Source organism: Chondromyces apiculatus DSM 436 (genome assembly GCF_000601485.1).
Taxonomy (GTDB): Bacteria; Myxococcota_A; Polyangia; order Polyangiales; family Polyangiaceae; genus Chondromyces; species Chondromyces apiculatus.
Window position 1 is genome coordinate 91012 of record NZ_ASRX01000002.1, and the last position, 25953, is coordinate 116964.

Annotated in this window: 18 protein-coding genes; 7 read left to right on the forward strand and 11 right to left on the reverse strand. The window is 70.8% G+C overall.

Annotation, left to right across the window (positions count from 1 at the left end; genetic code table 11):
* Positions 1–28: 28 nt before the first annotated feature.
* The 4 genes from CAP_RS00700 to CAP_RS43395 form a co-directional block, all read right to left on the reverse strand.
* Positions 29–1588, reverse strand: coding sequence for a hypothetical protein (locus CAP_RS00700; RefSeq protein ID WP_044234889.1), 1560 nt, complete (start codon positions 1586–1588; stop codon positions 29–31).
* A 58-nt stretch (positions 1589–1646) separates the two neighbouring features.
* Complete coding sequence (locus CAP_RS00705; RefSeq protein ID WP_156040369.1) at positions 1647–2666, reverse strand: terpene synthase family protein; 1020 nt, start codon at positions 2664–2666, stop codon at positions 1647–1649.
* Between the two features lie 7 nt (positions 2667–2673).
* Positions 2674–4071 (reverse strand): cytochrome P450, encoded by a 1398-nt coding sequence (locus CAP_RS00710; protein ID WP_044234893.1) that lies wholly within the window; start codon positions 4069–4071, stop codon positions 2674–2676.
* Between the two features lie 266 nt (positions 4072–4337).
* Positions 4338–5441: a polyprenyl synthetase family protein gene (locus CAP_RS43395; RefSeq protein WP_052373893.1), complete on the reverse strand. Its 1104-nt coding sequence runs from the start codon at positions 5439–5441 to the stop codon at positions 4338–4340.
* 315 nt (positions 5442–5756) lie between these two features.
* Here CAP_RS43395 and CAP_RS00720 point away from each other — a divergent pair, with 315 nt between their 5' ends.
* Positions 5757–7235, forward strand: a complete 1479-nt coding sequence (locus CAP_RS00720) for a DEAD/DEAH box helicase (RefSeq protein WP_052373894.1) — start codon at positions 5757–5759, stop codon at positions 7233–7235.
* A 46-nt stretch (positions 7236–7281) separates the two neighbouring features.
* Here CAP_RS00720 and CAP_RS00725 read toward each other — a convergent pair whose 3' ends face one another.
* A complete protein-coding gene (locus CAP_RS00725) occupies positions 7282–8322 on the reverse strand; it encodes a type 1 glutamine amidotransferase domain-containing protein (RefSeq protein ID WP_052373895.1) in 1041 nt (346 codons plus the stop codon).
* A 59-nt stretch (positions 8323–8381) separates the two neighbouring features.
* Here CAP_RS00725 and CAP_RS00730 point away from each other — a divergent pair, with 59 nt between their 5' ends.
* A complete protein-coding gene (locus tag CAP_RS00730) occupies positions 8382–9290 on the forward strand; it encodes a LysR family transcriptional regulator (RefSeq protein ID WP_081864419.1) in 909 nt (302 codons plus the stop codon).
* 46 nt (positions 9291–9336) lie between these two features.
* On the opposite strand, the gene CAP_RS00735 is transcribed toward CAP_RS00730, so the two are convergent.
* Positions 9337–10446, reverse strand: coding sequence for a glycosyltransferase family protein (locus tag CAP_RS00735; RefSeq protein WP_156040370.1), 1110 nt, complete (start codon positions 10444–10446; stop codon positions 9337–9339).
* A gap of 120 nt (positions 10447–10566) precedes the next feature.
* Here CAP_RS00735 and CAP_RS00740 point away from each other — a divergent pair, with 120 nt between their 5' ends.
* The 3 genes from CAP_RS00740 (at position 10567) to CAP_RS00750 (ending at position 14171) form a co-directional block, all read left to right on the forward strand.
* Positions 10567–11736, forward strand: coding sequence for a thioesterase domain-containing protein (locus CAP_RS00740; RefSeq protein WP_052373896.1), 1170 nt, complete (start codon positions 10567–10569; stop codon positions 11734–11736).
* Between the two features lie 138 nt (positions 11737–11874).
* Positions 11875–12291, forward strand: coding sequence for a P-loop NTPase family protein (locus CAP_RS43400; protein ID WP_156040371.1), 417 nt, complete (start codon positions 11875–11877; stop codon positions 12289–12291).
* A 275-nt stretch (positions 12292–12566) separates the two neighbouring features.
* Positions 12567–14171 (forward strand): FAD-dependent oxidoreductase, encoded by a 1605-nt coding sequence (locus CAP_RS00750; protein ID WP_044234898.1) that lies wholly within the window; start codon positions 12567–12569, stop codon positions 14169–14171.
* A 153-nt stretch (positions 14172–14324) separates the two neighbouring features.
* Here CAP_RS00750 and CAP_RS00755 read toward each other — a convergent pair whose 3' ends face one another.
* The 4 genes from CAP_RS00755 to CAP_RS00770 form a co-directional block, all read right to left on the reverse strand.
* On the reverse strand, positions 14325–15113 hold the full coding sequence (locus CAP_RS00755) for a hypothetical protein (protein ID WP_044234901.1): 789 nt from the start codon (positions 15111–15113) through the stop codon (positions 14325–14327).
* Positions 15114–15156: 43 nt separating this feature from the next.
* Positions 15157–16509 (reverse strand): DUF5995 family protein, encoded by a 1353-nt coding sequence (locus CAP_RS00760; RefSeq protein WP_044234904.1) that lies wholly within the window; start codon positions 16507–16509, stop codon positions 15157–15159.
* Between the two features lie 147 nt (positions 16510–16656).
* Positions 16657–20541 carry a serine/threonine-protein kinase gene (locus CAP_RS00765; protein WP_052373898.1) on the reverse strand — a complete coding sequence of 1295 codons (3885 nt, stop codon included), beginning with the start codon at positions 20539–20541 and terminating at the stop codon, positions 16657–16659.
* Complete coding sequence (locus CAP_RS00770) at positions 20528–22615, reverse strand: sigma-54-dependent Fis family transcriptional regulator (protein WP_052373899.1); 2088 nt, start codon at positions 22613–22615, stop codon at positions 20528–20530. Before CAP_RS00770 ends, CAP_RS00765 begins: the two co-directional genes overlap by 14 nt.
* Before the next feature lie 589 nt (positions 22616–23204).
* Between CAP_RS00770 and CAP_RS00775 the strand changes: the two genes are divergently transcribed.
* Positions 23205–23603, forward strand: a complete 399-nt coding sequence (locus tag CAP_RS00775) for a hypothetical protein (protein ID WP_156040372.1) — start codon at positions 23205–23207, stop codon at positions 23601–23603.
* Between the two features lie 1326 nt (positions 23604–24929).
* Positions 24930–25481 carry a hypothetical protein gene (locus CAP_RS00780; RefSeq protein ID WP_156040373.1) on the forward strand — a complete coding sequence of 184 codons (552 nt, stop codon included), beginning with the start codon at positions 24930–24932 and terminating at the stop codon, positions 25479–25481.
* Positions 25482–25499: 18 nt separating this feature from the next.
* Here the strand turns inward: CAP_RS00780 and CAP_RS00785 are convergent, their stop codons facing one another.
* The gene (locus CAP_RS00785) at positions 25500–25949 is read right to left on the reverse strand and encodes a MarR family winged helix-turn-helix transcriptional regulator (protein ID WP_044234910.1); all 450 of its coding nucleotides are present in this window, start codon (positions 25947–25949) and stop codon (positions 25500–25502) included.
* Positions 25950–25953: the final 4 nt, after the last annotated feature.

Sequence of the window (25953 nt, forward strand, 5' to 3'; positions counted from 1 at the left end):
CGGGCGCGCCGACCAAGGGGTAGCAGCGTCAAGCGGCAGGGACGGGCGCGCCGAGCATGCCCACCCGACGCGGCTCCGCGCGCTGCACGACGGTCGCGGCGGGGTAGGTCGCGGCGAGCTCGAACAGCCGCGCGATGCGCAGCGGACGGTAGAGCTCCTTGGCGAGCCAGATGCGCTGGGTGCTCGGCGTGAAGGGGCGGTAGTCGTCGAGCAGGAAGCGCTGCGCCCCCGCGAGCGCGCGCTGCACGGCCTCCGCGCCCTGCTCCTCGGGGGGCAGCGTGCGCAGCGCGAGCACCCCATACGCCGTCTCCTCCGCGCTGGAGGCGTACGTGCCCCAGCCGCCGTCCCGGCGCTGCTCCGAGAGGAACAGCGAGACCGCCTTGCTCCGGACGCGCGCGTGCGCGGGGCCGGGCAGCGCCACGAGCGCCTGCGCCGTCGTGTAGAGCCAGGAGCCGTTCCACTTGTCGCCGGTCCATCGCCCATCGGGGTGCTGCTCTGCGGCGACGTGGGCCTCGGCCCGCGCATCTGGCGTCCCCAGGAGGGCCAGCGCGTGTGCGGCGTGGGCCGTCACGGACACGGCCGACTGCAGCTCACCGGGCCAGGCGCAGTAATGATCGCCGCTCGCGAAGCGCGAGAGGACCGAGGCGTCGGCGGCGAGGCCTCCCGCATGCAGCAGCGCGAGCGCGCAGGCCGTGTCGTCGCCGTCGGGCGCGAAGACATCGCTGAAGCCGAGGCCGGAAGGGCCCAGCGCGCCGCGTAGATCGGAGAGCTGCGCGCTCACGACGTCCGCGAGCGGAGCTGCGCGCAGCAGGTCGGCGAGCAGGAGCGCGTAAAGGCCGAAGGCCTGCTCGAACCGGTCGATGGGCCAGTTGTTCGGATATACCCCCGGAACCCCGGTGCCCGTCGAGGCCGACGCCTGCTCCAGAAACCCGCGGGCGTTCGCGCGCTCCGCGGCGAGGTCGTCCCGACCTTCCGTGGCGTGGAGCCACGCAGCGGTGGCTGCGGGGCTATGGCCCACGCCTCCGGTGGCATCCAGCACGGCGGTGGTCGGCGGAAGGCCGAGGGCCTCCCACGAGGCGCAAATCGGCGTCCCGGCCCGGAGGGGGCGCGCCACGATCGCGGCGTGACGCCTTCGGCCCATGGCGATCAAGGTCGCATAGGACGTATGGGGCACCTCGATCCCCATCCGGCGCGCCTCGTCGAGCAGGCACGGGACGAGCAATTCGACGCCGGTGGGCATGTCCTCGGGCTGCGGTCCCTCCCAGAGGCGCGCGTGCGCGTGCAGGAACGCGACGCCATGGCGGAGCGCCGCCCGATGCTCTGCCTCGGGCGAGGTTCCGAGCGCGAGCAGGGCCGCCAGGGTGGGGACGTCACGCGCGTGTCCGTGCAGCGGGTCGCCCCATCCGCCATCGGGCTGTTGCTGGGCGACGAGCCAGGTGAGCGCGGGCCGGGCGCCCTCGGGAGGTGGGGCGAGGCGCGCCACCTGCGCCGTGTCGTAGATGCTGGGCCCCATCATGCCGCCGCCGCGGCGCAGATCGCGGATGGTGCAGCGCAGCTCGGCGGTCAACGAATCGAGAAGGTGATCCATGGCAATGGCTCCGAGAGGGTGTTGCAGGAAGAAATGCCGGCAGGCCGACGCCCCCGGATCAGGCGTGGGTGGAGGCGGCGCCGGGCAGGGCGCCCGTGAACCAGCGGCGCAGCGCCTCCGAGGCGTCGTGGAAGTCGTGGTTCCGGTAGAGCGAGGTGCTCACCCGCTCGAGCCGCACCACCCAGGCGCCCCAGCGCTCAAGCGCCTCGGGAAGCTCTGCCGCGAGCTGCGCGAGTCGCTGTCCGTGCTGCTTCTGCACCTCCTCGATGCGCGCTCGGGCCGCGTCCTGCGCGAGCCGGTGGACATGTACGAGGATCGAGACGCTGTTCGGCTTCTGCTCGCGCATCTCGCGGGCGTAGGTGCGCAGATCGTTGGCCAGCCGGATGCTCGCCCCGCACGCGAGGGCGATCTCCTCGCGCAGCGCGGCAAGCTCGCCGGTCTCGACGCTCGCGCCAGGCCATCGCCCGGACGAGCCACAGAGGAGCAAGGCGACACCCGCCGGCGCCCCGATGGTCAGAGCGCCGCAGTGCAGGTACTCCTCGTAGGAGGGATACGCGCCGCGCGTGACGAGGGCCTGCTGCCAGGCCAGCTCTCGCGACATGCCGCGCAGCATGCGCGTCATGTCCTGCGCGAAGAGCGGGTAATACCGATCGGCGGCCGGGAGCGCCCGCACCTCACGGCAGACGACCGTGACGGCGTCGAGGACCTCGCGCCAGGGCTCCGCAACGCCGCCGGGCAGGCTGCGAGGAAGCTCGGAGTGCTCGCTCCGGCCCTTGTCCTCGACCGCCCTCGCGCACAGCGTGAGCAGCTCCTCGCGCTGCGCGTGGTCGTACCGGGAGCCATCCATGACCTCGTCGACCGCGAAGGTGGCCATGGCCCAGCGTGAAAGCGTGACGAGCAGCGGGAGCGACGCGTCCGGGCAGGTCGCCGCCCAGGTCAGGCACACGTTGGGGATGCGGTCGCTGAGGGCGCTCGGAAACCGCGAGGTCCATGCAACCACGTCGGGATACATCCGGCGGCCGAGATCGGCGACGAGGGCGCGGTCGGCGGGATCGATCCAGGCAATGGCGGGGGTCATCGTCACCTCACACGGATTCCAGGCGCACGCGCAGCCCGTGGCGCGGCGCGAGCGTCGCGCCGGCCGCTGCCTCGACCGGGTGGCCAGGGACGCGCCGGGGCCGGAAGCGCCGAGCAAGCAATGCGGTGATGAGCTGGGCCTCCGCGATGGCGAGGTGATTGCCGATGCACACGCGCGGCCCGGCACCGAACGGAATGAACGCATGGCGGTGGCGGCCTTCGGAGCGCTCGGGGGTGAACCGTTCGGGCTCGAACGCCTTCGGGCGATCCCACACCGTGGGGTTACGGTGCAGGAGATAAGGGCTCGCCACGATCGCCGAGCGGGCGGGTATACGACAACCGCCGACGACGTCGTCCTTCACCGAGAATCGCGGCAGGATCCACCCCGGCGGGTAGAGCCGCATCGTCTCCTGGATCACCGCCCTGGTGCAGGTGAGCCGCGCGAGGTCCTCGAAGCGCGGCGTACGCGTCCCGAGCACCTCGTCGATCTCCGCGCGCATCCGAAGATCCACCTCGGGATGCTCCTCGAGCAGGTGCCATAGCCACGTCATCGTGAGGGCCACCGTCTCGCTGCCCGCGAAGAACATGGAGAGGATCTCGTCTCGAAGCAGCCGATCGCTGATCCCCTCGCCGTGCTCATCCCTGGCGCCGAGCAGCAGATCGAGCAGGCCTCCGCTGCGCCGCGCCGCCGCCGCCGCCGCCGCGCGCTGCTGCCGGATGAACCGATGAAGGATCTCGTCGACCTGTCCAATCGCCCGGCGCAGGGCGCTCTCTCCGGGCAGGTAGACCCAGTCGGGCACGAAGAACAGGAACATGCGGCTGGCGATGACGCCGTGCGCGACGCCGACCGCGGCCCGCAATGCCTCCGCATCCGCGGCGGGCATCTGCGCGCCGAACAGGGCCCGCCCGACTACGCGTTGCGCGATACGGACCATCTCCGGCGCGATGTCGATGGGCCCATCCGCCGCCGCGCGCCCGAGCGCTTCGACCTCCTCGGCGATGACGGGGATCATGAGCTCCACGAGCCCGGCGAGGTGCTTCGGGGTGAAGAGCGGCTGCAGCAGGCGGCGCTGGCGCAGCCAGAGGTCGCCCTCGCTGAGGGGCAAACCATCGCCACCGAGCCGGCGCGCCGGCTTCCAGAACATCTGCCCCTTCTCGTAGTTGCGAACGTGGCTGACGAAGACGTGCTCCACATGCTCGGGGCGGGTGAGGAGGTAGAAGCGCACGGGTCCCGCCTTCAGCGGAACGACGCGCGTCGGGGCCTTGCCCGCCACCGCGTCGAGCAGCCGCAGCGGATCGCCGACCAGATGCGGAAGGACGCCGAGCAGCGGATACTCGCGCAAGGCCGCGGGGGCGCGGCGCGATGGGAACGGCCCTGGGTCGTCGATGGAGGTGCTGGGGTGCATGCGTTCTGGTGAGCGATGGTGATTGAGCGCCGGTATCCGTGGCCGCGCCCGCGCTGGAGCGCCGCCCGCGCTGGAGCGCCGCCCACGCCGATTGCGGGGCCGACTGCGGCTCGGCCAGGGAGCATAGGCATCCGCGCCCCAGGTGGGCGTTAGGTTGACCTTAGAGTGCCGGGGCGGGAGGGGGGCACGCGATGCCGTGAACCGCGGCTCCCGGAGGGAGGTCTGGCCCGGCGCTTAGGATTCTTAAGCGGGGCGGGCTGCGGGGTTCAGGGGCACATTGAGAGCGCATGCGCCACGGGGGCCAGGCATTGCGCAGCCCAGCCCGGCACGAGGTCCGCCACCGGGTGCTCCTCGGTGGTCTTCCTCGCGGCGACGAGCCAGGCCGCAGTGGCGGCAAGCGCCCCGCACTGGCGGAGCGCCCCGAGCGCCGCGTCCGCCATCTCCCACGTCCGCTGCTCGCGCGGCCGATCGAGGAGCGCGCGGAGGAGCGCGACGTCGGCCGGCGCGGCGTGTTCGTGAGCCCAGACGATCGGGAACGAGAGCTTGCCTTCCATGAGATCGGTGGCGCGCCGCGCGCGCCCCTTGTCGCCGACGAGGTCCAGGTAATCGTCCTGGACCTGGAACAGGAGGCCGATGTCGCTGCCGTAGGCCGCGGCGCTCTCCAGCACCTCGTCGTCCGCGCCCGCCGCGGCAGCGCCAGCGCGCATGCAGGCCGCGAGAAGCGCGCCTGTCTTGCCCCGGGCCATGACCTCCCAGCTCGCGAGCGTCGGCGGGAGATGCTCCACGTGACCCGGGGGGAGCTGGAGCTGGAACTCCATGGCCTGTCCCTCCGTGACCTGCACCAGCGCGGCGGCCACGTGCTCCAGGATCCGCGGGGCGGCGGGCGCGCGCGCGATGTGCGCGAAGGCCTCGAAGATCAGCGCATTCCCGGCATTGATGGCCTGCGGCATGCCCCAGCGATGCCAGACCGTCGGGTGCCCGCGCCGGTGCGTGTCCCCGTCCTGGAGGTCGTCGTGAACGAGCGTGGCGTTGTGCAACAGCTCGAGACCGGCACCGAGATCGAGCGCGGCCTCGCCATCTCCGCCCAGGTTCTCGCAGACCCAGACGGGCAGCAGCGCGCGCACGCGTTTCCCGCCCGTGGCCAGGTGGTAGCGGATCATCTCGCGCACCAGCCCCGTGGTCGCCACGGTCTGCAGCATGCGGCGCTCGATTTCGGGGAGGTGACGCTGGACTTCCACGAGCTCCCGCGGCGCGCCGGTCTTGCGCCGAAGCCCACTGACCGGACCGGTGGCGAGCAGACGCGAACTCGGCACCCCGTCGGTGGGCTCGGTGCCGGGATGGTGCTTGTACTCGAATGCGTGTCTGGTCATGCTCGTCCTTCTCGGCGATGCACGGCTCGGCCCGTTCTTCGGCCTGGAGCCAGCGCTACGCAGCGCGATTCGGCCGCGGTGCGTGGCGCTCCGGCAAGTCCGGGGGCAGCGCCGCCTGGAAGTGGTAGCGTCCAGGAACGTCAGCACATGCTTAGAGTTCGCTGAAATCATGCCTGGCGCGCGGCACCCCATCGCCCGCTGGCGACCGCCGGATGCCTGCCTTGTGTCGACCTTCCCGAGAGGTCAGGACAGGGGGCAGACGCGGGAGCGGCGGCAAGAGCGGGCGCGGGCGGGCAAGATGCCGGAGGGAGAGCGATGAAGTACAAACCCCGCGACTATCAGGAGAGAGCCATCGCGCGTGCGCGTCAGGCCATCCGGAGCGGGAAGAAGCGGCCGCTCATCGTGGCGCCGACGGGGGCGGGGAAGACGGTCATCGCGTGCGCGATCGTCGAGAGCGCGATGGAGAAGGGGAGCCGGACGCTGTTCATGGCGCACCGGCGGGAACTCATCGAGCAGACGTCGCGGAAGCTCGACGAGATGGAGATCGATCACGGGGTCATCAAGGCCGGACATCCCCGCGTCAGGCCGGAGCTGCCGATCCAGGTGGGGTCGGTGCAGACGCTGGCGAGGCGGCTCGGGGGGAAGAGTGAGCCGTTCCGGCTGGTGATCGTGGACGAGGCGCACCACGCGACGGCGGCGTCGTACCGGGCCGTGCTCAAGGCGTCGCCCGAGGCGGTGGTGCTGGGGTTGACGGCGACGCCGTACCGCGCGGATGGGGTGGCGCTGGGGGATGTGTTCGATGCGTTCATCGAGGTGACCACGCTCGGGGCTCTCATCGAGTCGCGGCACCTGGTGGAGCCGCGGGTGTTCGGGCGGCGGGTGCCGGACCTGAGCAAGGTGCGGAAGGTGGGGAACGATTACAACCTCGGGCAGCTCGCGGAGGTCATGGATCAGGACGAGCTGGTCGAGGACATCGTCGAGGCCTGGCGCGACAAGGCGGCGGGTCGGCTGACCGTGGTCTTCGCGGTGAACATCGCGCACAGCAAGCACATCGCGGCGGCGTTCACGGAGGCAGGGATCCCCGCGGGGCACGTGGATGGGGAGATGGGGGAGGATGAGCGGGCGGCGGTGCTGGGGAGGCTCGCGAGAGGGGAGATTCAGGTCCTCTCGAATTGCAACATCCTCACGGAAGGGTGGGATTTGCCGCGGTGCTCGTGCGTGGTGCTGGCGAGGCCCACGCGGTCACGGTCGCTGTGGAAGCAGATGTGTGGGCGGGCGCTGCGGCCGGCGCCGGAGGTGGGGAAGGTCGACTGTCTCATCCTCGATCATGGCGGGTGCTGGAAGCGGTTCGGGTTCCTCACGGATCCCGAGGAGAATTCGCTGGAGGGGAAGGAGCGGGAGGGCGGCGCGTCGAGGTTCGAGTGTCCCTTCTGCGGGGAGGTGCTGCGCGGGTGGCCGGGGCACTGTCCCGCCTGTGGGAGCGAGCTGCCACGCGATGCCCGGGAGGCCGAGAGGCCGAGCGCGCGCGCCGAGGGGAGCATGGTCGAGCTGCGCTCTCTGGAGGAGCGCGTCTACGTGTACGAGGGATGGGCGAAGCAGGCGCGTGCGCGCGGGTGGGCCCCGGGCCGGGTCGCCATCGAGTTCAGGAAGGCCTTCGGGCGGTATCCGAAGCGCCTGGAGATGGGCAAGGACCCGTCGCTGTGGACGCGGTACGACGATGCGCTCAAGCGTGGGGTGTGGGTGCAGGAAACCCCGGGAGGCGACGTCCCACGCGCGCGCAGGGATGGCGGCTGAGAGGGGATGAGAGGCACGTCGGCGACCCCCGGAGGGGCCTGCGTGTTCACCGCTTCTGCGCCTTCGCAGCCGCCACCAGCGCCGGGACGAACTTCGCCGAGAACTCCCCATCCGAGGCGGGTTGCTGCGCCGTGTACAGCTCGCGGTCCACGATGACGTGGCTCTTCCAGGGCTCGCCCACGATGACCTCTCCACCTGCCTCGCGCAGCGCTGCCTCCGGGTAGAACCGCACCTTGCCCCCGAGCATCGCGGCCGGGCCACCCTCCTCCACGGCGGACTCCTCGGCGGTGCTGAACACCGTGAGCTTGTATCCGGCGTAGGGCCACGCGGGCGGCGGGTCGGTCCGGGGAGCGCCGTCGCGGCTCACCAGCCCCTCCACGAAGCCCTCGGGGTTGTTCATGGCGGCGAGCAAGGCGATGGGGCCGTGGCAGAGGAGGCCGGTGGGGCGACCGGCGTCGTGGAAGTGGCGGAGGATGCGGCCCACGTCGCGGTCGACGAGGAGGTCGCCCATGGGGGCGTGGCCGCCGGGGAAGAAGACGCCGGCGTGGCGGTCGAGGCCCTCGGAGATGGCCTGGGCGAGGGGGAGGGGGTGGCGGAGGCCGTCGAGGCTGTCGCGGAGGGTGAGGGCCTGCTGGAGGGCCGCCTCGTCGTTGCCGAAGTAGGAGGCGCTGATGGAGTGGGGGTCGGTGATGGCAGGGTTGCCGTCGGGGTTGGCGAAGACGGGGTGCAGGCCAGCGTCGATCATGGCGCGGACGGGGACGATCAGCTCGTTGAGGTAGTAGCCGGTGGCGAAGACGCGGTCGTCGCGGAGGTCGAGCTGGTTGCGGCTGGAGAGGACCACGAGCACGGAGGGCTTGTCGTCGGGTGGGGTGGTGTCACCGTGGGCGCCTGGGGTGTCGGTGCCGCCGCAGCCGAGGGAGAGGGCGGCGGCGCCGAGGGTGCCGGCGAGCAGGAAGGAGAGGACGGTGCGGCGGGAAGAGGGAGCTGCGGAGGGGTTGCGGTCGGTGCGGGTGAGGTCGGTGTGGGCGCGGTGGAGCATGGGGGAGCCTTTCTGGTCCTCGGCGTTGACGGGCCGTTTCGGATGCACCCAGCTTGCTCGGCGCGACGGGCTCTGGGTACGCTCGATGGGAATGAAAGAGTTGTTCCTTGAGTGAACGAACGCGGTCGGCGTTCCCGGAGATCTCGCTGCCGCTGCTGGTGGCGTTCTGCCGGACGTTCGAGGAGGGGTCGTTCACGGGGGCGGCGCGGTCGTTGCACCTCAGGCCCGCGGCGGTGAGCCGGGCGATTGCCAAGGTGGAAGCGGCGCTGGGGGTGGTGCTGTTTCGACGGACGACGCGGCAGCTACGCGCGACGCCCGCGGCAGCGCGGTACTACGAGGAGGTGCGTCCGGCGCTGGAGATGCTGGCGGGCGCGGAGGAGCGCGTGCACGAGCGGGGGGTGGTGCGGGGGCGGGTGCGGATCAGCGTGCCGACCACGTGGGGGCTGCACCGGCTGCTGCCGCAGCTCGAAGGGTTCGCGGAGGCGCATCCGGCGGTGGAGCTGGACATCCTGGTGAGCAACATGGTCGTGGATTTCGTGCGGGAGGGGTGTGATCTGGCAGTGCGGCTGGGGCGCATCGAGGACGAGAGCCTGGTGTCGCGGAAGCTCGGGGAGGCGACGGTGGGCATGTTCGCGAGTCCGCGCTACCTGGAGCGATGCGGGGCGCCGAGTTCCGTGGAGGAGCTGGCGGAGCACACGCTGCTGCCGTTCGTGGCGCCACGAACGGGGCGGGTGTTTCCGTGGATCTTCGCGGGGCCGGAGGAGGAGATGATCCCCGCGGGGCCGATTCGTTCCTTCGAGGATCCGCAGGCGGTGATTGCGCTGGCCAGGGGCGGGGTGGGTATCTGCCAGATTTACCATTTCATGGTGGAAGCCGAGTGCCGGGAGGGGGCTCTGGTGGAGGTGCTGCCGGCACGCAATGGTCGCAAGCGGAAGTTCTCGCTGGTCTACCCGAAGCAGGCCGTCAGTCCGGCGGTGCGGGCGGTGATTGATTTCATTCTGTCGCGAGGGCGGTAGATCGTTCTCGGACTAGGCGCCATCGGAGGACCGTGGCGGTGCGCGCCTATCCGATGCCCTCTGCTGCGAGGACCTCGGCGAGCGAGCCATGTCCTCGCGACAGTGACGCGAAGAATTCGGCCTGCTTGTCCGCGACGGAGGCGAGGGCGGGTGGGTCGAGGCGCACCAGCTCCGAGAGCACCTTCCGCAGCGCGTCCACGCGCTCCGGGGACGCGGCGCAGGTCTCCAGGAGCTGCGCGAACCGGTCCATGGCCTGGGGGTCGTCGAGGTCCTCCCAGCGGGTGGGGGTGTCGGCGAGGGTGTCCCAGTCGGTCGCGGTGGGGGTGAGGCCGTGCGCGACGAAGGTGCGGAGCTGGCGGGCCTGGGAGGCGTTCTGGGAGGGGAGGAACACCACGGGGGTGCCCAGGGCCATGGCCTCCATGGCGGAGTTCAGGCCGGGGCTGGAGAGGAGGAGGTCGGCGGTGGACATGCCCTGGATCATCTCCTCGTGGGAGAGGGGGCGGCAGACGACGCGGGGGTCACGGCGCTCGATGTGCGCGAGCTCGGGGCGCCAGCCGGCGATGGTCACGCGCGCCCAGCGGGTGTCGGCGAGGGCGTCGAGGAGGCAGGACGTGACCAGCTCGGTGTAGCCGTGGAGGATGCGCACCGGGTTGTGGAGGCCGCAGAGGTTGACGAGGAGGTGGGGCGGGGCGTCCGAGGGGCGCTTGGCGGGGCGGGGGAAGGTGCGGGGAGCGACCACGCGCAGGGTCGATCGGATCGCGGGCGGGAGGGCCTGCACGCGCTCGGGGACGCCAGGGAAGTTCTGGCAGAGGTACAGCATGTCAGGCACGTGGAACGGGGAGACGGTGGCCCAGAACCAGAAGATGGGGTCGTAGAAGATCACGCGCTTGCCGGCCTTGGCGGCTTCATGGATGGAGTGGCTCTCGGTGGCGCTCCAGAGGATGTCGCACCAGGGGAGGTGGGCCTCGATGGGCGCGCGCTTGCCCTCGTAGAAGGTGCAGTGCTCGCGGTGGGCGGCGTCGACGAGGTCGCGGGCGAAGGCGGGGATGAGGAAGCGGAAGGTGAGATCGAGCGGCGAGAGAAGCTCGCGGCAGCTCATCAGGCTGCCGACGCCACCGAAGCCGAAGGGATCGGCCACCATGAGGACCTTCTTCATGGGCGGAGTGTCGTCCGCAGGGATCGGGGTGGCAACCACAAGGATTTCCATGATTTACCGGCGGCCGCCCTGCGCGCGTGCTCTTGACGGGTGACGGTGATCCCGGGAGGGTGGGGGCGCATGGCTGACCCTCAAGACCTCGATGTAGCGCGCGCCTGCGGGCGCGATGGGCGGCTCGACCGCCACGGGGATGGATCCAGGAGCGAGACGAGAGAGCCCTTCATTCCGGCCCGGGACGTCTTCGAGTTGCAGCTCACGCGGCTCTGGGAGGAGGTCCTGGGGATCGACGCGGTCGGTGTCAGGGACACCTTCTTCGCGCTCGGGGGGGATCTTCCGCGGGCCGGGGCCATGCTCGGGGCGGTGGCGCAGCAGTTCGGGACGCGCGTGGAGCTTCCGGCGTTTCTGGAGGGGCCGACGGTGGAGAGGCTCGGCTGTCTCCTGCGACGGGAGCGGAGGTCACTGGGCTGGGAGCCTCTCGTGGCGCTCCAGCCGAAGGGAACCAGGCCGCCGCTGTTCTTCGTGCCGGGGGGCGATGGGATCGTGTTCAATTACCATCGCCTCGCGCGGGCGATGGGGCCGGACCAGCCGCTCCATGGGCTCCAGGTGCGCGGGCTTTACAAGGAGGGGCCCGTTCACGATCAGGTGGAGGAGAGGGCGGCGGAGCACCTGGTCGCGGTGCGGGCCGTGCAGCCGCGAGGGCCTTACCTCCTCGCGGGCCATTGCGTCGGGGGTATCGTCGCGCTGGAGATGGCGCTCCAGCTCCAGGCACAGGGGGAGCGCGTCGCCTTGCTGGCGGCCATCGAGGGGCCGGCGCCGGTCCATTTCTATGGTCGGAGCTATGGGTATCTGCAGGACCCTCTCGAATTCCTGGAGATCATTGGCCGTGGGTTCAAGGACTGGTTCGGCAGGGCCATGCCGGTGAGCCGCGAGGAGCTGCTGGCGCTCGCGCCGGAGCGGCGGTCGAGGCATTTCATGGAGCGCGCGCGGGCGTTCGGGGCCTTCACGCCGGACGCGGAGGATGACCACATCGATACGCTGCTCGGGCTCTTCAGGGCGGTGGCGTTCAACACGTACACCCCGCGAGGCATGTTCTCGGGTGACCTCCTCTTCTTCCGGGGCAGCAGCTCCAACTTCTGCAGGACCGATTCGGGCGGCTGGGAGACCGTGTGCGAGAGGCCGCACGGCATTCACGAGGTCCCGGGAGACCATTGCTCGGTCGTGACCGAGGACGGCGTGGACGTGGTCGTGCGTGAGCTGCGGGCCGCCATTGCAAGGGCTCTGGAGGCCTGAATGGAGCGGCCGCGAAGCGCCTCGCGCTTGCCATTCCAGCGGGTTGCGGTGCTGGGGAGTCCCGGCAGCGGCAAGTCCACCTTGTCGGAGGGCTGGGGGCGGATCACCGGGCTGCCGGTCCTGCACCTGGATCTCCTCGTGTTCAAGCCCGGCTGGATCTTCGCGACCATGGAGGAGATCGCGCCCGTTCTCGATGCGCGCGTGCAGGAGGACGGATGGATCATCGAAGGGTATACCGAAGAGGCCCAGCGACGCCGCATCCTGGCCGCCGCGGAGCGGATCGTTCTGCTGGAGACACCGTTCGAGATCTGCATTGAACGCGCCGTGCAGAGGATGGAGGAGCAAAAGAAGGCTCCGAACCGGTTTACCCAGGAGGATTGCTCCTACGAAGACATCATGGACAAGCACCTGGAGTTCATTGCGCACTACCAGGAGACCTTGCATCCAGGGATCTTGAGGATGATCGACGAGGAGTTTTCAGCGACGCCACGGGTGGTGCTCGATGGGCGGCTGTCGGTCGAGGCGCTGTGCGCGATCGTGAAGTCGCTGCGCTGAGGCATGGGAGCACCCACCGCGAGGGGCGCTGAGGCCCTCAGGCACTCACCAGGTGCACGGCTGCCTGAGCGGCGCTCGGTCGTGACCAGCTACGCCACGAGTGGCGCACCACGCCACCGGTGGCGTGACGCGTGGCGCGCCACGACTTGCGCGAATAACCGGCCGGCCCAGGGGCGTTTGGCTTCGTCGTCATTACACTCATCTGGAAAGAAGGGAGCCCTTGGCTTCCTTTGCCTCGGGGCGGCGAGCCTCGCTTTTGGCTTGGAGAGACATCGATGACCAAGGTCTTGATCATGGGTGGCGGGCTCGCGGGCCTGGCCGCGGGGTGGACACTTCTTGAGTGCTCGAACGGGGCGCTCGAGGTGACACTGCTGGAGCGCGGGCACCTCCTGGGAGGGAAAGCGTCGTCGAAGGCGTTGCGGGAAGGGGATCGGAGCTACGAGATAGAGCACGGGCTCCATGCGTTCTTCGATTACCCGAACTTCCGGCGGCTGCTCGGGGATGCGGCGCCGGAGGCGCTGACCAGGATCAAGAAGAACACGAGCGGCGCGGCGTTTCCGGATGGGCGGGGGCTGTCCTGGCTGCGGCCGGTCAACCTGCCTTCGCCGCTGCACCTCATCGGGGGGCGGAAGGCGGCGAGCAAGGCCAATCCCTTCCGGCTGGCGCGGCTGGCGCTCGCGGGGATCATGCTCCGGCCCGAGTGTCTCTCGCCGTCGGAGCGGCGGCGGCTCGACGAGACGAAGTACGATGCATTCGTCGAGCGGCTCGGGTTCAGCAAGCTGGACCTGGCGGATCCGCTGTTCACGATGGGGGAGCGGGCGACGTTTGCGTTTCCCTATCCGGCCTCGGCGCTGGCGATGCTGCATGCGCTGCGGCTGACGCAGCAGCGGTGTGAGTCGCAGCAGGTCGGTCACCTGGATGGGCCGATCGGGGAGGTGCTGATCACGCCGCTGGCGCGCGCGTTCAAGGAGCGCGGGGGGAAGATCCTGCCGTTCTCGCCGGTCAGCGGGCTGGAGCACGAGGGCGGGCGGGTGACCGGGGTGCGGGTGGGGCCGCGGCCGGCGTGGCCGCATGGCGCGGAGGCGAAACAGAGGCCGGAGGTGCCCATCCGGCTCAGCCCCTACCACAGCCCGGATCCTGCGCCGGGACCCGGGGCGGGGTCGCGCGTGGAGGCCGACGTGTACATCTCGGCGCTGCCGCCGCGCGCGCTGGACAAGGTGCTGGACGAGGGGCTGCGGAGCACGCCGTTCTTCGCGGCGCTGGGGAAGCTCATCACCCAGCGCACCATCGCCTGTCAGATCTACTACGACCGGATCGTCACCCCGCCGTCGGTGGAGGGGATGGTGATCGGGCTGCCGGGGCGGTTCTCCGCGCTCCTCGATCGGGCGCGGGTGTGGAAGGCGCCGGATGGGCCGGGCTCCGTGCTGGAGCTGGTGGGCGAGGAGAAGCCTGGGGATTTCTCGGATCCGCAGCAGATCGAGGAGGCCGTGCAGGAGGCGGAGAAGTACATCCAGGAGATGTTTCCGGAGGCGCTGCCGGAGCGGGTGCAGCGCCGCTGGTTTCACTGCACCAACCACGACGAGTACTTCGTCACGGCCACGGGGTCGGATGCTCAGCGGCCGCCGGCCGTGACGCCGCTCGGCAACTTCCTGCTGGCGGGGGATTACACGGCGCACAGCTTCGGCGTGGTGGGGATGGAGGGGGCCGTGGTCTCGGGGATCGAAGCGGCGAACGCGGCGCTCCGCCGGCTCGGGCTGCCGCAGCGGGAGGTGCGGCCGATGAGCGAGCCGGGGGGGTTCATCCCGGCGCTGCGGGCCCTGCTGAAGATGACGGGGCTGTTCCGCTTCATGGTCGGCTACGACGAGATGATCGGCTGCTGAAGCGCGGACCCGGGAGAGTTGCTGCGCGCCCCGCCGGGATGGGTTCCGGCGGGGCGCACACGCGTTCGGAGTGCTCCCGACGTCTGCAAGTTGGGTTGGGGGGCCCCGCCGTGAGCACGTAAGAGAGCGATGGGCCGGCGCTCCAGTACTAGGTCAGGGCATCGAGAAGGGGGGGTGCTGCGGGCTGCCGCAGCGGGACGGCACGTCGAGGAGCCAGAACCTGAGCATCCGGTCGAGGCCGCGGGGGTCGAGCGCGAAGAGCTGCTCGACGAGGGCCGAGCCGGGCTTGAGGCGCAGCTCCTTCTGGAGGGTGACCACGGAGACGTCGGGGAGCAGGGCCCGGATGGTGAGCTTCCCCTGGTTGAGATCGACGTGTTCGCTGCCGTTTCTCTGCAGCCTGTAGGTGGTCGTGGCGGCGATGCCGGGATGGTGTTCGTACGCGACGTCGAGCCGACAGTCGAGATCGACGGCGTCCGGCGCGAGCGGGTTGAGCAGGCTGACGAACTCGCGGATCTGGGCCTTCCACTGGTTGCCGTGGGGCGGTTCGGCAGGGTCGATGAACTCGACCTTCTTCACCTGCAGGATGCACTGGCTCCAGAACTGCGGCTGGATGATGTGGGCGAGCTCCTCGATGGGCTCGGTGAAGGTGACGCTGACGCTGGCGCGGTAGATGCGGCCCCCGCGGCCGGGGACGACGTGGAGCTGTTCGTGGCGTCCCACCTCGGTGCCCCGCGGGAAGGGGGAGGGCTCCTGGGGGGCGATGGGCCGTCCGTCATCGCGGGGGCGCAGGGTGGAGGGCAGGGTGGGCTGAGGCTCGACCCTCGCCGGGTGACGCTGGGAGGCGACGCCGGACAGGTGACGCTGGGAGGCGACGCCGGACGGGTGGCGCTGGGAGGCGACGCCGGGACTTCGCTGGTTCTCGATGCCGGGGGCAGTGTTCATGGGTTCCCTCGTGGTTCTCTCGGTGGGCGGACGGGACTGGGCCTCACCACAGGCGGCGGCGGGCGAGGGCGCTCCGGGCGAGGTGGGCCGCGACGCGGAGTGCCCAGGGTCTGGGGTCGAGCAGGGCGCTCATGAAGCGCTCCAGGTCGCGGACGATGCGGTCCTCCGCGTCGGCGCGGATGGCCGGGTCGCGGGCCATGAGGCGCTCGGAGGTGTACCAGGCGGCGGTGCGCAGGACGCGGACCTGGTGGCCGAGGACCATGTCGGCGGCGCCGCCTCCGAGGAGGGAGAGCCAGCCGTAGAGGACGCCGTGGCGGTCCGACATGGCCTGCTGCATGTCGTCGATGAACGAGGCGAGCACGTCGTTGAGCAGCTCGAAGTCTTCCAGGGCTCTCTCCGGGCCGTCGGTCTCTTCGCTCCGGACCGCGGCGAGGGCGTGGGGGAGGTCCGAAGTCAGGTGCACGAACATGGAGAGGGCCACGGCGTCGAGCTCGGTCATGGTGCGGCGTTCGAGGGCGTCGAAGACGAGGGCCCAGGGCCGGGGGACGTGGCGGTGCTGGTCGTGGGCGTCGAGGGCGCTCAGGTAGCGCTCCAGGAACAGGTTGCTGAGGCGGGCAATCCAGGCAGCGTCGCGGATGCGGCGCGCGGGATGGGTGGGGACGCTGGCGCGGAGCAGGCCGCGCTCCACAACTTGGGAGAGGGCGAAGAGGGTGTCGGCGTAGACCTCGGTGAAGGCGGCGCGGAGGTCGCGCCGGGCGCGGAGCTGCCTGGTGTGGCTGGAGAGGCGCTCGGCGCCCTGGCGGAGCTCGAGGACGGGGCCGGAGACGCTGTCCTCGGAGGGCGGGCGCGGGGGGCCCATGCGGTTTGCCTGGTAGGTGAGCTTGCCCCAGGTGGAGGCGTAGGCGACGTCCACCTGGTCGCCGGCAGGGCGGTCGATCGCGTAGACGCCCTTCCAGGGGGTGCCGAACATGGTCAGGGTGTACTCGGCGCGCCTGCCGCCCTCGGTGACCACCGCGGTGGCAGGGGTGCGGCGCTGGAAGAGCATGGAGAGCGGGCCGTAGGCTTCGATCATGTCCACCTGGACGTCGCGTCCGTTGGGATCGAGCTGGTAGGCGCCGCGGAGGGTGTAGATGCGCAGCGCCGGGAGGAGCACGAGGGTCTCCAGGTGGATGGCGGCGTGGCTGCGGGCGAGGGTGCTGCCCGGGTAGCCGGTGATGGCGGAGTTGATGGTGGCCTTGCCGATCTTGCACGCGGCGTGGAGCGCCGTGGCCCAGACCATGTCCGGGAGGCTCGCGCCGGAGCGCACGAGGTCGGTGAGGCCGGTGATCTCGAAGTCGAAGGTGCCGATCCACTTTCCGTGGCCGAAGTCGAAGTAATAGGTCTCGTTGTCGCGCATGGTTCCCTCGGTGGGGGTGCCCGCGTGCGTCTCGCGGGCGGTTCCCCGGGTTCGTTCCTGTCCTCGACGCACCTGGGCGCGCCGGGACGGGGCATCGAGGTCCTCTGGCGGGCGGGGCCTCTCGGCACTCCGCTTCAGGGGACGCAGCTACGAGGCGTCGGGCGCCTCGGGAGGCCGGGTGCTCCCCATGGCCTCCAGGAGGGACTGCGCTCGCAAAGTGTGTGCCTCGCGCTCGGAGGGGGGGAGGGCCGTGGCCTGGCCGAGGGCGGCCGAGGTCAGGGCTTCCTCCAGGGCCATGCCCAGGGCCTGGGCGGAGGCCAGGGCGCGCTGGAGGGCGTCCAGGGCACGGCGGGGGTCGCCCGCGAGGGTGTGGACGGCGCCCTCCAGGCGCGAGGCTGCCGGGGCAGCGACGGGGAAGCGCCGGGTGAGGGCGTGGAGGCGGCGGCACGCGGCGGCGGCGGCGGCGGCGGCGGTGGGGTTGCTGCGGCCCGCGGCGAGGGTGCGCGTCCAGCGGTCCAGGTGCCAGGCAATGACGCCCTCGTGGCCGTGGAGGACAAGGAAGATGGTGGGGCGTGAGTGGGCCAGCGAGGTGTCGGCTTCGCGGGCGGCGATCTCGGCGCCGTCAGGATCGGCCTCGGCGAGGCGCGCGCGCGCGAGGAGGCCCGCGCAGACGATGGAGGACATCTGGTCGGCCTGGACGGCGAGGAGGGCGCGGGCCTCGACGAGCAGCGCAGTGGCGCGGTCGGAGAGGCCGAGGGCGAGCAAGGCGCGGGCGGTGCAATAGAGGCCCCAGGCCTCGGCCTGCTGATTGCGACGGGCGCGCGCCGATTGCAGGACCCGGGAGCACCAGGCCATTGAAGAGGGAATGCGGCCCTGGAAGTAATCGGGGTGGCTGAGGAGGGTGGAGACCAGCTCGGCGTCCTGGGGGTCTCCGGTCTGGTCGCAGAGGCGGAGGGCGTCTTTGAGGACGCCGCGCGCTTCGCCCCAGCGGCCCGCGCCGAGCAAGGTGGTGGCCTGGGCGGTGAAGGAGAAGACCAGGCCCGGGGCGTCGCGCGAGGCTTCTCCGGCGGCGCGGGCGCGGGCGAAGTAGCGGTCGGCGAGGGGGCGGACGCCGAGGAGGCCGAGCATGAAGCCGAGGCCCGCGTAGTTGCGTGCCGACTCCACGGCGGCGCCGGCCTTTTCCGCGAGGTTGATGGCGAGCAGGCTCGCGCCCATCATCCGGAGCGGGTCGCTGGCGAAGAAGCCCACCCGCGCCAGGGCGCCCGCGGCGAGCGCGCCCTCGGTGAGGACGGGGCTCGCCTCGGGCTGCTCGTAAGCGCGCACGGGCAGGAGGAGGTGCCCCACCTGGAGCGCGAGCTGGCGGGCGAGGAGCAAGCCCCACCCTGGCCTGGTCGAGGGGGAATCTCCGAGCAGGAGGTGCAAGGCCGCCTCGCCGTGCGCCTGGCAGCGGGGCAGGTCGCCGAGGTTGAGGTACGCCTGGGCGAGGCGCCGCTCCAGGGCGCCGCGGCGCGAGGGCGGGAGGCTCGAACCTTCGCGCGGGTGTGGCGCATCCCGCGCATCCCGCGCATCCCGCGCATCCCGCGCATCCCGCGCATCCCGCGCATCCCGCGTGTCGGCGCGCTGGAGGGCGGCGGTGAGCGCGGCGATGGCGTCGTGGTAGGCGCCGGCGCGCAGGAGGTAGTCGGCGTGGTGCTCCAGGTGGTGGAGGGAGCGGTCGCCGTCACCGGCGAGGTCCCAGTGCTGCACGAGGGCGGCGCGGACCTCGGGCGGAGGTGGCTCGGGGCCCACGTCGAGCGCCTCGGCGGCGCGTCGGTGGAGCGTGCGTCGCGCGGCTGGCGAGAGGGCGTCGTGGATCAGCTCGCGGAGGCGGTCGTGGCGGAAGCGCAGGCGCCCTGGCGCGGGCTCTTTGAGGATCTGGGAGGCCACCAGCTCGCCGACGGTGCTGAGCACGGCCTCGCGGTCGAGGGCCGAGACCTGGACGAGCAGGTCCTCGTCGATCTCGCGTCCGAGCACCGCCGCGACCTCGGCGAGCGCCCTGCCCCTGGGCGAGAGCTTCTGGAGGCGGCGCTCGACGAGCTTCCGGAGGGAGCGCGGGAGCGGGAGGCGCCGGGAAGAGGCGGACTCTCCGGGCTCCTCGGCGAGGCGCCAGACGCCGGCGCGGTCGCGGAAAAGGTAGCCCTCGGCGAGGGCCGTGCGGAGGTACTCGCCGACGAAGAAGGGGTTGCCCTCGGCCTCGCGCCCGAGCTGCTCGGCGAGGCCGGCGGGGGCGCGCTCGACGCCGAGCATGCCAGCGACGATCTCCGTCACCGCCAGGGAGCCGAGGCGTTCGAGCACGAGGGGCCGTTCGCCCAGGGTCCCCAGCAGCTCGCGCAGCGCCTCGGAGGGCTCCTCGGAGCGGTAGACGCCGAACACGGCGACGTTCGCGGGCGGGAAGCGCCCGGAGCGCAGGCCCTGGAGGTACAGGAGGGTGATCTCGTCCGCCCACTGGAGGTCGTCGAGGACGACGAGGAGCGTCCGGTCCTGGGTGACGGCGGAGAGGACCTCGTGGAGCGCGGCGAGGAGGCGGTCGCGCGCTGCCTGGGGGGGAAGCTCGGGGGGCTCGGGGAAGGTCTCGTAGCCGGGGATGGACACCAGGGCGGGCTCGATGGCGGAGAGGAGCCTGCACGCGGACCCGAAGAGAAGGCCAGTCTCCGGCTCCCCGCGGGCATGGCAGCGGTCGGCGAGGGCGAGGAGGAGGCTGCGGAAGGGGTGGAGCGCGCCGCCCCGGCTGGCGTCGGCCGGGCTGTCCCCGGCGATGGGGACGCACTCGCCGGTGAAGAGCGCGAGCTGCCGCGCGCGCGCGAGGCGTCCGAGCTCGATGGCGATGCGGGTCTTGCCCACGCCGCTCTCGCCGCCGAGGAGCAGCAGGGGGTTTGCGTTCTGGGCGAGGCGCTGCATCCACCGGCCCAGATGGGCCATGATCTCGCCGCGACCGACGAAGGGGGCGCGGTACAGGAACGAGCGCGGCGCGGGGCCGTCGCCGGGGGTCGGTGGGGGGACGAGCCCGAGGTCGGCGAGGGCTGCCGCGACCTCCAGGGCGTGGCCAGGGCGGTCCTGAGGGCGCTTGGCGAGGAGGCGCTGGACCAGGGCGTCGAGCAGCGGCGGGATGCCTGCCTTGTGCCGGGAGAGCGGGAGGGGCGCCTCGAGGACGTGCTGGCGGTGCAGGTCGGGGATGCTGCCGTGGAAGGGGGCCCGCCCGGTCACCAGCTCGTAGAGGATGCAGCCGAGGGCGTAGAGGTCCGCGCGGGCGTCGAGCAGCTCCTGGTTCCAGTGCTCCGGGGCCATGTAGGCGCAGGTCCCGGCGAGGCTCTCGTCGACCTCCAGGGTGTCGCGCCCCGTGGCGCCATCGAAGCGGGAGGCGAGCGCGAAATCGATGAGGGTGACGGTGCCATCCGCGCGGACGATGGCGTTGTCAGGCTTGAGGTCGCGGTGGACGAGGCCCTCGCCGTGCATCCACGCGAGCGGCTCGCAGAGGCGCGCGGTGAGTTCGAGCCGGCGCGCGAGGGAGCTGTCGAGAGGCGCGCTGGCAAGCGTCGCAGGCGTTGCCGGCCTCGACGAGGCGGCACCCTCGACGGGCTCCGTCACCGGGACGGGGTCGAGCGGTAACGTGCACGCAGAGGCGTCCGCCAGCGCCGTGGGCACGAAGTCGCGGAGCGTCGGCCCTTCGATGAGCTCCATGGCGTACCACGGCCGCCCACCGGCGACGCCCTCGGCGAGGATCCGTACCACGCCGGGGTGCTGGACCTGCTTGAGCATCCGGATCTCGCGGCGAAGGGCGCGGAGGAGGTCCTCGGCCAGGGTGTTGACCGTCTTCAGCGCGACGATGTCGCCGCTGATGCGGTGCTCGGCCCGGTACACCACCCCCATGCCCCCGCTGCCGAGCCGCCCAAGGAGCAGGTAAGGGCCAATCTCGGAGGGGAGCTGGTCGGACTCACCGGCGGCGGCCGGCGCGGTGCTGGCAGGGTCGCCGTCGCGCGTCTCATCGCTCGCCACGGGACTTGCCCTTTCGCCGGAGCGCGCCGAGCTTGCGCACGAAGGTGCGGAGGGGCATGCCGATCCGACGCGCCGCCTCGGTCTGGTTCCCCTGGGTCTCGCGCAACGCGTCGAGGATCATGCGCGCCTCGGTCTCCCGCGCGATCCGCCTCACCCCCGCCACCGACCTCACCGGCAGCGCCTCGGTGGAAGGGGGAGGCGCGACAGGGGAAAGGGAGGCAGGGTCCACCTCGGGAGGGGGGCTGGAACTCGACCCTGGAGGCGGGTTCGAGCTCGACCTCGGCGGCGGGTTCGAGCTCGACCTCGGCGGCGGGTTCGAGTTCGACCCTGGCGGCAAGTAGGCGTTCAGATCCGCAGGTGGGTGAGCGATCAGGCCCGCAAGCGGGACCAGGCTCCCCGCGGAGGGGTAGAGGCTCACCCCCGGTGGCAGAGAGGTTCCTGGGCCCGGGAACGAGGAGCGGAGGGTCGCGGGCGAGAGCGCGCTGTGGATGCGCTCCGGCAGGTCCTGCTCCGTGATCTCGCTGCCCTGCGCGATCACCAGCGCCCGCTCGATGACGTTGCGCAGCTCCCGGATGTTCCCTGGCCACGGGTAGCGTCGCAGCAGCTCCCAGGCAGGCTCCGACACCGAGAGCTTGCGCTCCGTCCCGCGCAGCCCGCGGGCCAGCATGCGCCTGACGTGGGGCTCGATCTCGTCGATGCGATCCCGCAGCGGCGGCAAGGTCACGCTCATGGCGTTGAGCCGGAAGAACAGATCCGGGCGGAACGTGCCCTCCCGGATCATCACCTCCAGGTTGCGGTTCGTCGCGGCCACGATGCGCACGTCGACCTCGATCTCCCGGGTGGACCCGACCCGCATGACCCGGCTGGTCTCCAGGGTGCGGAGGAGCGCGCCCTGCGCGGCCGGGGGCAGCTCCCCCACCTCGTCGAGGAAGAGCGTCCCCCCGTTCGCGGCCTCGAAGACGCCGCGCTGCTGCTGCCCGGCACCCGTGAAGGCCCCGCGCTCGTGTCCGAAGAGGGTGCTCTCCACGAGCTGGGGGGGGATGGCGGCGCAGTTCAGGGTGATCAGGCTGCGCTGGCGCCTGGGGCCGCGCTCGTGCACGGCCCGGGCGAACACCTCTTTCCCCACGCCCGTCTCGCCGAGCACCAGCACCGGGAGCGTCACGGAGGCGAGCCGCGTCGCCATCTCGAAGATGCCATGCGTCGCTCGCCCCACGATGGGAGCGTCCCCGAGTTCCTGCTCCGTGGAGTGGCTGGGGACCCACGCCTCCTCACGCACAACGCAGACGGGGCTCCGCGCCTCCGTGCGCTGCAGCGCATCCCGGCAGCTTTCGAGCAGCCGGTGCGCCGTGGGCGCCGACTCCGGGAACACCGCGACGGCCACGCCGAGGTGGACGCTCTCCTGATCCCCGCGCCGGCTCAGCAGCTCGGCCAGCTCCGTGGCGCGCTCCAGGCCGGCCTCCGGCAGGAGGACCTGGAGCGTGTCGGCGCTGTAGAGGCCGACGCGATCCACGCTGCGGAGCAGCTCCCGGAGCGGCATGCTCCAGCGGCTGACGTGCGGCGCCGGCGCATCGAGGGGCCGGATCATCAGGAGCGCGAGCGGGCGCCCGAAGTGCCGGGCGCGGATGATCTCCTGCTCCAGGGCCACGTGGAAGACGTCATGGCTCTCGATGCCAGGGAGCGCGAGCGGCGTCCCCCGCCGGAGGAAGAGGGACCCCACCACGTTCCCGAGCCGGATCTCGTGGCTCCCGGAGAGGACCTCGCACTTGATGCGCCTGGAGTCGACCTGGATCCCGTTGGTCGATCCCAGGTCCTCGATGCACACCCCGTCCGCGAGGAGCGTGATGCGCGCGTGCTTGCGCGACAGGCTCGCGTCCGGGAGGATCACGCTGGCAGGCGGCTCGCGCCCGATGACGATGGACTTGCCGGCTTCGAGCTGCACCGTGACCGCACCCTCGCGGTGGTAGAGCACGAGGATCCAGCGCGGGGTTCCCTCGGGATCAGGCGGACCGAGGTCCCCGCTGATGAGCTTCTCGGTGATCTGTGTCGCCCCCGCGACAGGACCCGGACCCGTCATGCACTCCGCGCTCCAGAGGCTGCATGCCCCTGTATTTCTGCGTCTTCCGTGAAGGTCCCGAGCGGTCGAGCCGCGAGATTCAGAGGCGCCTTCACAGCGTGGGAGCGCATCCCTCTAGTACACGGGGAGAGCATGGCCTTGTCAACGTCGCCCGGGATTTGCCGCCTGAGCGTCCAGCCTGGCGCTCCCAGCCCGTGGGCGAGCAGGTGCGCGGCGTGCGCGTCCCGCGTTCACGCAGGACGAGCAGCGTGGGGCAAGCAGGACGAGCAGCGTGGGGCAAGCAGGACGAGCAGCGTGGGGCGAGCAGGACGGGCAGCGTGGGCTGGTAAAGATTCAATCCTTCAAGTAATGACCTCAAAGCCCTGCCGTAGCCTCGTGCGAAGAGAGGCAATTTGGGCGAGACGTTCGCAATGGAACCTCGCAGCGTTCAGCATCCAGAAAAGAGCCTTCCTGGGCGAGCGTGACATGTTAATGCGCATTACGGGACATTGCACGTCTCGTGCGGTGTATCCCCGGGCCTGAACGATCCATTCTCCTCACGAAAGGGAATTTGCCGATGCATTGCGCACGGACGGCGATGGCGCTCCTCATGACGCTCGGACTGGGTGTGCTCACCGCCTGCCAGGCGGATGACGCTGCGAACTGTGGCTACGCGCGGGCGAACGCTCGTCGCTGGAACCCTGAAGGCATCCCCGCATCACCCTCCCCCGCTCCCGCTCCTCCGCCGGGGTGGACGTGGGTCTGGCTTTATCCAGCCGCCGGCAACGGGGTGATGGCCTCCCCGGAGGGCACGCAGCCGCTGGTGGTTGAAGGCGGGGCCGAGCCGCGCGCGTCCGCAGGCGACGGTAGCTGCGCCTGCGGTCAGCAGGAGATGTCCTGTACGCAGGTCAAGAAGCTGTACTCCGCAGATGGGAAGCTGGCGGCGTATGCCACGCCCTTGCCTCCGGCGACCTCGGGTTGCCGGAGCCCTCAGACCGTCCTGCACTGACGCGCGGGCCGGAGGACGTCCCGCCCAGGGTCGCGTGGTCACGGGTCGGACCAGGTCTGCACTACCCAACCATCCTCTGCTGTCAGAACCCGTGGCTCTCCACGCCGTGAGCTCCTGCGAGCGGTAGCGCGGGCACCAGGGTGCAGAGCCGTCCGCCCATCGCGGGGACGTGTCGTGATTGCGACCGTCAAAGGCAAGAGCTGTCCGATGCCAGGCAAGGGCAATGCCATACGCTCTCGGCCGCCAGAAAGAACCTTCTTGAACGCACCTGCCGTGATGCGAGCGGCGAAGGTGACTGCACGTTCCCGATAGCTCTCCTATCGACTGCACTCCCCGACGGATTCTCCATTCTCCTCACGTAAAGAGTGTTTACCGATGCGATGCGCGCCGAAGGCGTTTGCACTCGTCGTGATGCTCGGGCTGAACCGATTGCCCCGAACCCCGCCAGGCAGGCTGACTTCGCGTGGGATACGTTCGCGCGCGCCTGCAAGGCAGCCGCGACGTCCGACGGCTGTGAGGAGGGCTCTGCGACGTGCGAGGGGCCGCCTGGCCCGGGGTTTCAGCAATGCATCCTGCGGGAGGGCGAGCATGATGCGTGTCCCGCGGCAACCCCGGAGCTTCGCCGCTTTCATGGGACAATTGACGATAGGCTGTCCTGCACTCCTTGCACCTGCACCCTGCCCGAGGACACCGGCTGTCGGATCTTCGTCGGGATCTACAGAGGCAACCACTGCGTCTCTCCCTGGCTAGGCACACGCGTTTCTTTCGAGGAGCCGTTTTGCGACAGCACGGATGTCTCGGATCGGTACGCGAGCGTCATTGGCCAGATTCATCCGGTCGAACCCGCCGCATGCATCGCTGAGGGGGGGCAATCTGGCGGGTCAAGCTACACCCTTGCTTCCGACGACATTCTGTTGCCAGGGTTCGCAGACTTCCTCTCCGTGAATCACGGTATGGCCTCCGTTCCAGAAACCACAAGAGATGGCAAAAATGGCGCGGTCGGCGCAAGGTTCGACATAATGACTTTGACGCCATGAGAACAGCATCTCACCGGATTCCGGCATGGTACGAGCGGCTTGCATGCAATGCAGAAGGGGGCCGCGACGGCACGGACGATGATGAGAGAACTGCATCGAATGAAGGGCACTCTATTGCGACGCACCTGGGTACATCTCGTGCCCCACCTGCGGGTGTGCACCGCCTTCGTGTCAGTTCCCCGACGGGCTCGCGGCCAGCACGACCGACGCCTCCTGTGGGGGCACCTTGCAGTCGGTCGATCTCCCTGCGCACTGGGACGGCTCGTGCATCGCACCCACGCCGATCGACATGCCCCAGTCTTTCTCCGTCGAGGCGACCACGGTGACCTCGTGCGCGCCCCTGGTGGAGGCACCTCCTCACACGGAAGTTGCCTGGCGCACCTTGGCCAAGGCGTGCTCTTCGAGCCTCGTGCTCGAGCCGTGCGGGGACATCGGCAAGCTCTGTGCGCCTCCCTCCGGAAAGTCTCTGGAAGACTCCCAGCAGTGCATCTTCTACAGGGGCGCGGATCTTCCCTGTCCGCTGGGGTATTCCGAGCGGCATGTGGTCTATGGCGCCGTCGGGGACATCACCTGCTCGCCCTGCACCTGCTTGCCGCCCGAAGGGAGCGTATGTGAAGCCGCGCTACAGATGTATACGGACGCGACCTGCTCCCAGGGGGATCGGAATGTGCCGGCATCGCTGGACATGGAGAGATGCTGGCCGGTGAACACTATTCCGGGCCAGGTCGGCAGCGTGGAGGCCGTCTTCACCGTGAATCAGCCAGGCACCTGCGCGCCGCAGGGGGGACAGATGATCGGCGGCGGCGTCCCTGTCCAACCAGCCACCTTCTGCTGCATGTAGCCTCGCCCCGCCCAGGCCTCACCCTTCGAGGTTGCTGACCACGCGTTGCAGGAGGCTCACCAGCAGCACCTTCTCCTCGGCACTGAGGCCGGCCGTCGCCTCCTGCTCTCCCTGGATGAGCGCAGCCTTGGCCTTGGGCAGACGAAGGCGCGCGCTCCGGGTGAGCGAGGTCAGGGTCCCGCGGGCGTCGTCGGGGTTGGGCTCGCGCTGGACCACGCCGTCGCGCTCCATGCGCGCCAGCATCTCCGCCATCGTCGGCTGCTCCACCCGCGCCCCCCTGGCCAGCTCCTTCTGCGAGAGCGCGGCTCCGTCACCGAGCGCGTGCAGGACGGGCATCTGGTTCATCCCGAAGCCGAGAGGGCGGAGGCGCCCCTCGTGGAGCCGCAGGATCTGCCTGGAAGCGCGGTTGATCCAGAACGAGGCCGAGGACGCCGGGTCCCAGGGAGGCGGTGACTTTCCGTCTTGCATAGGG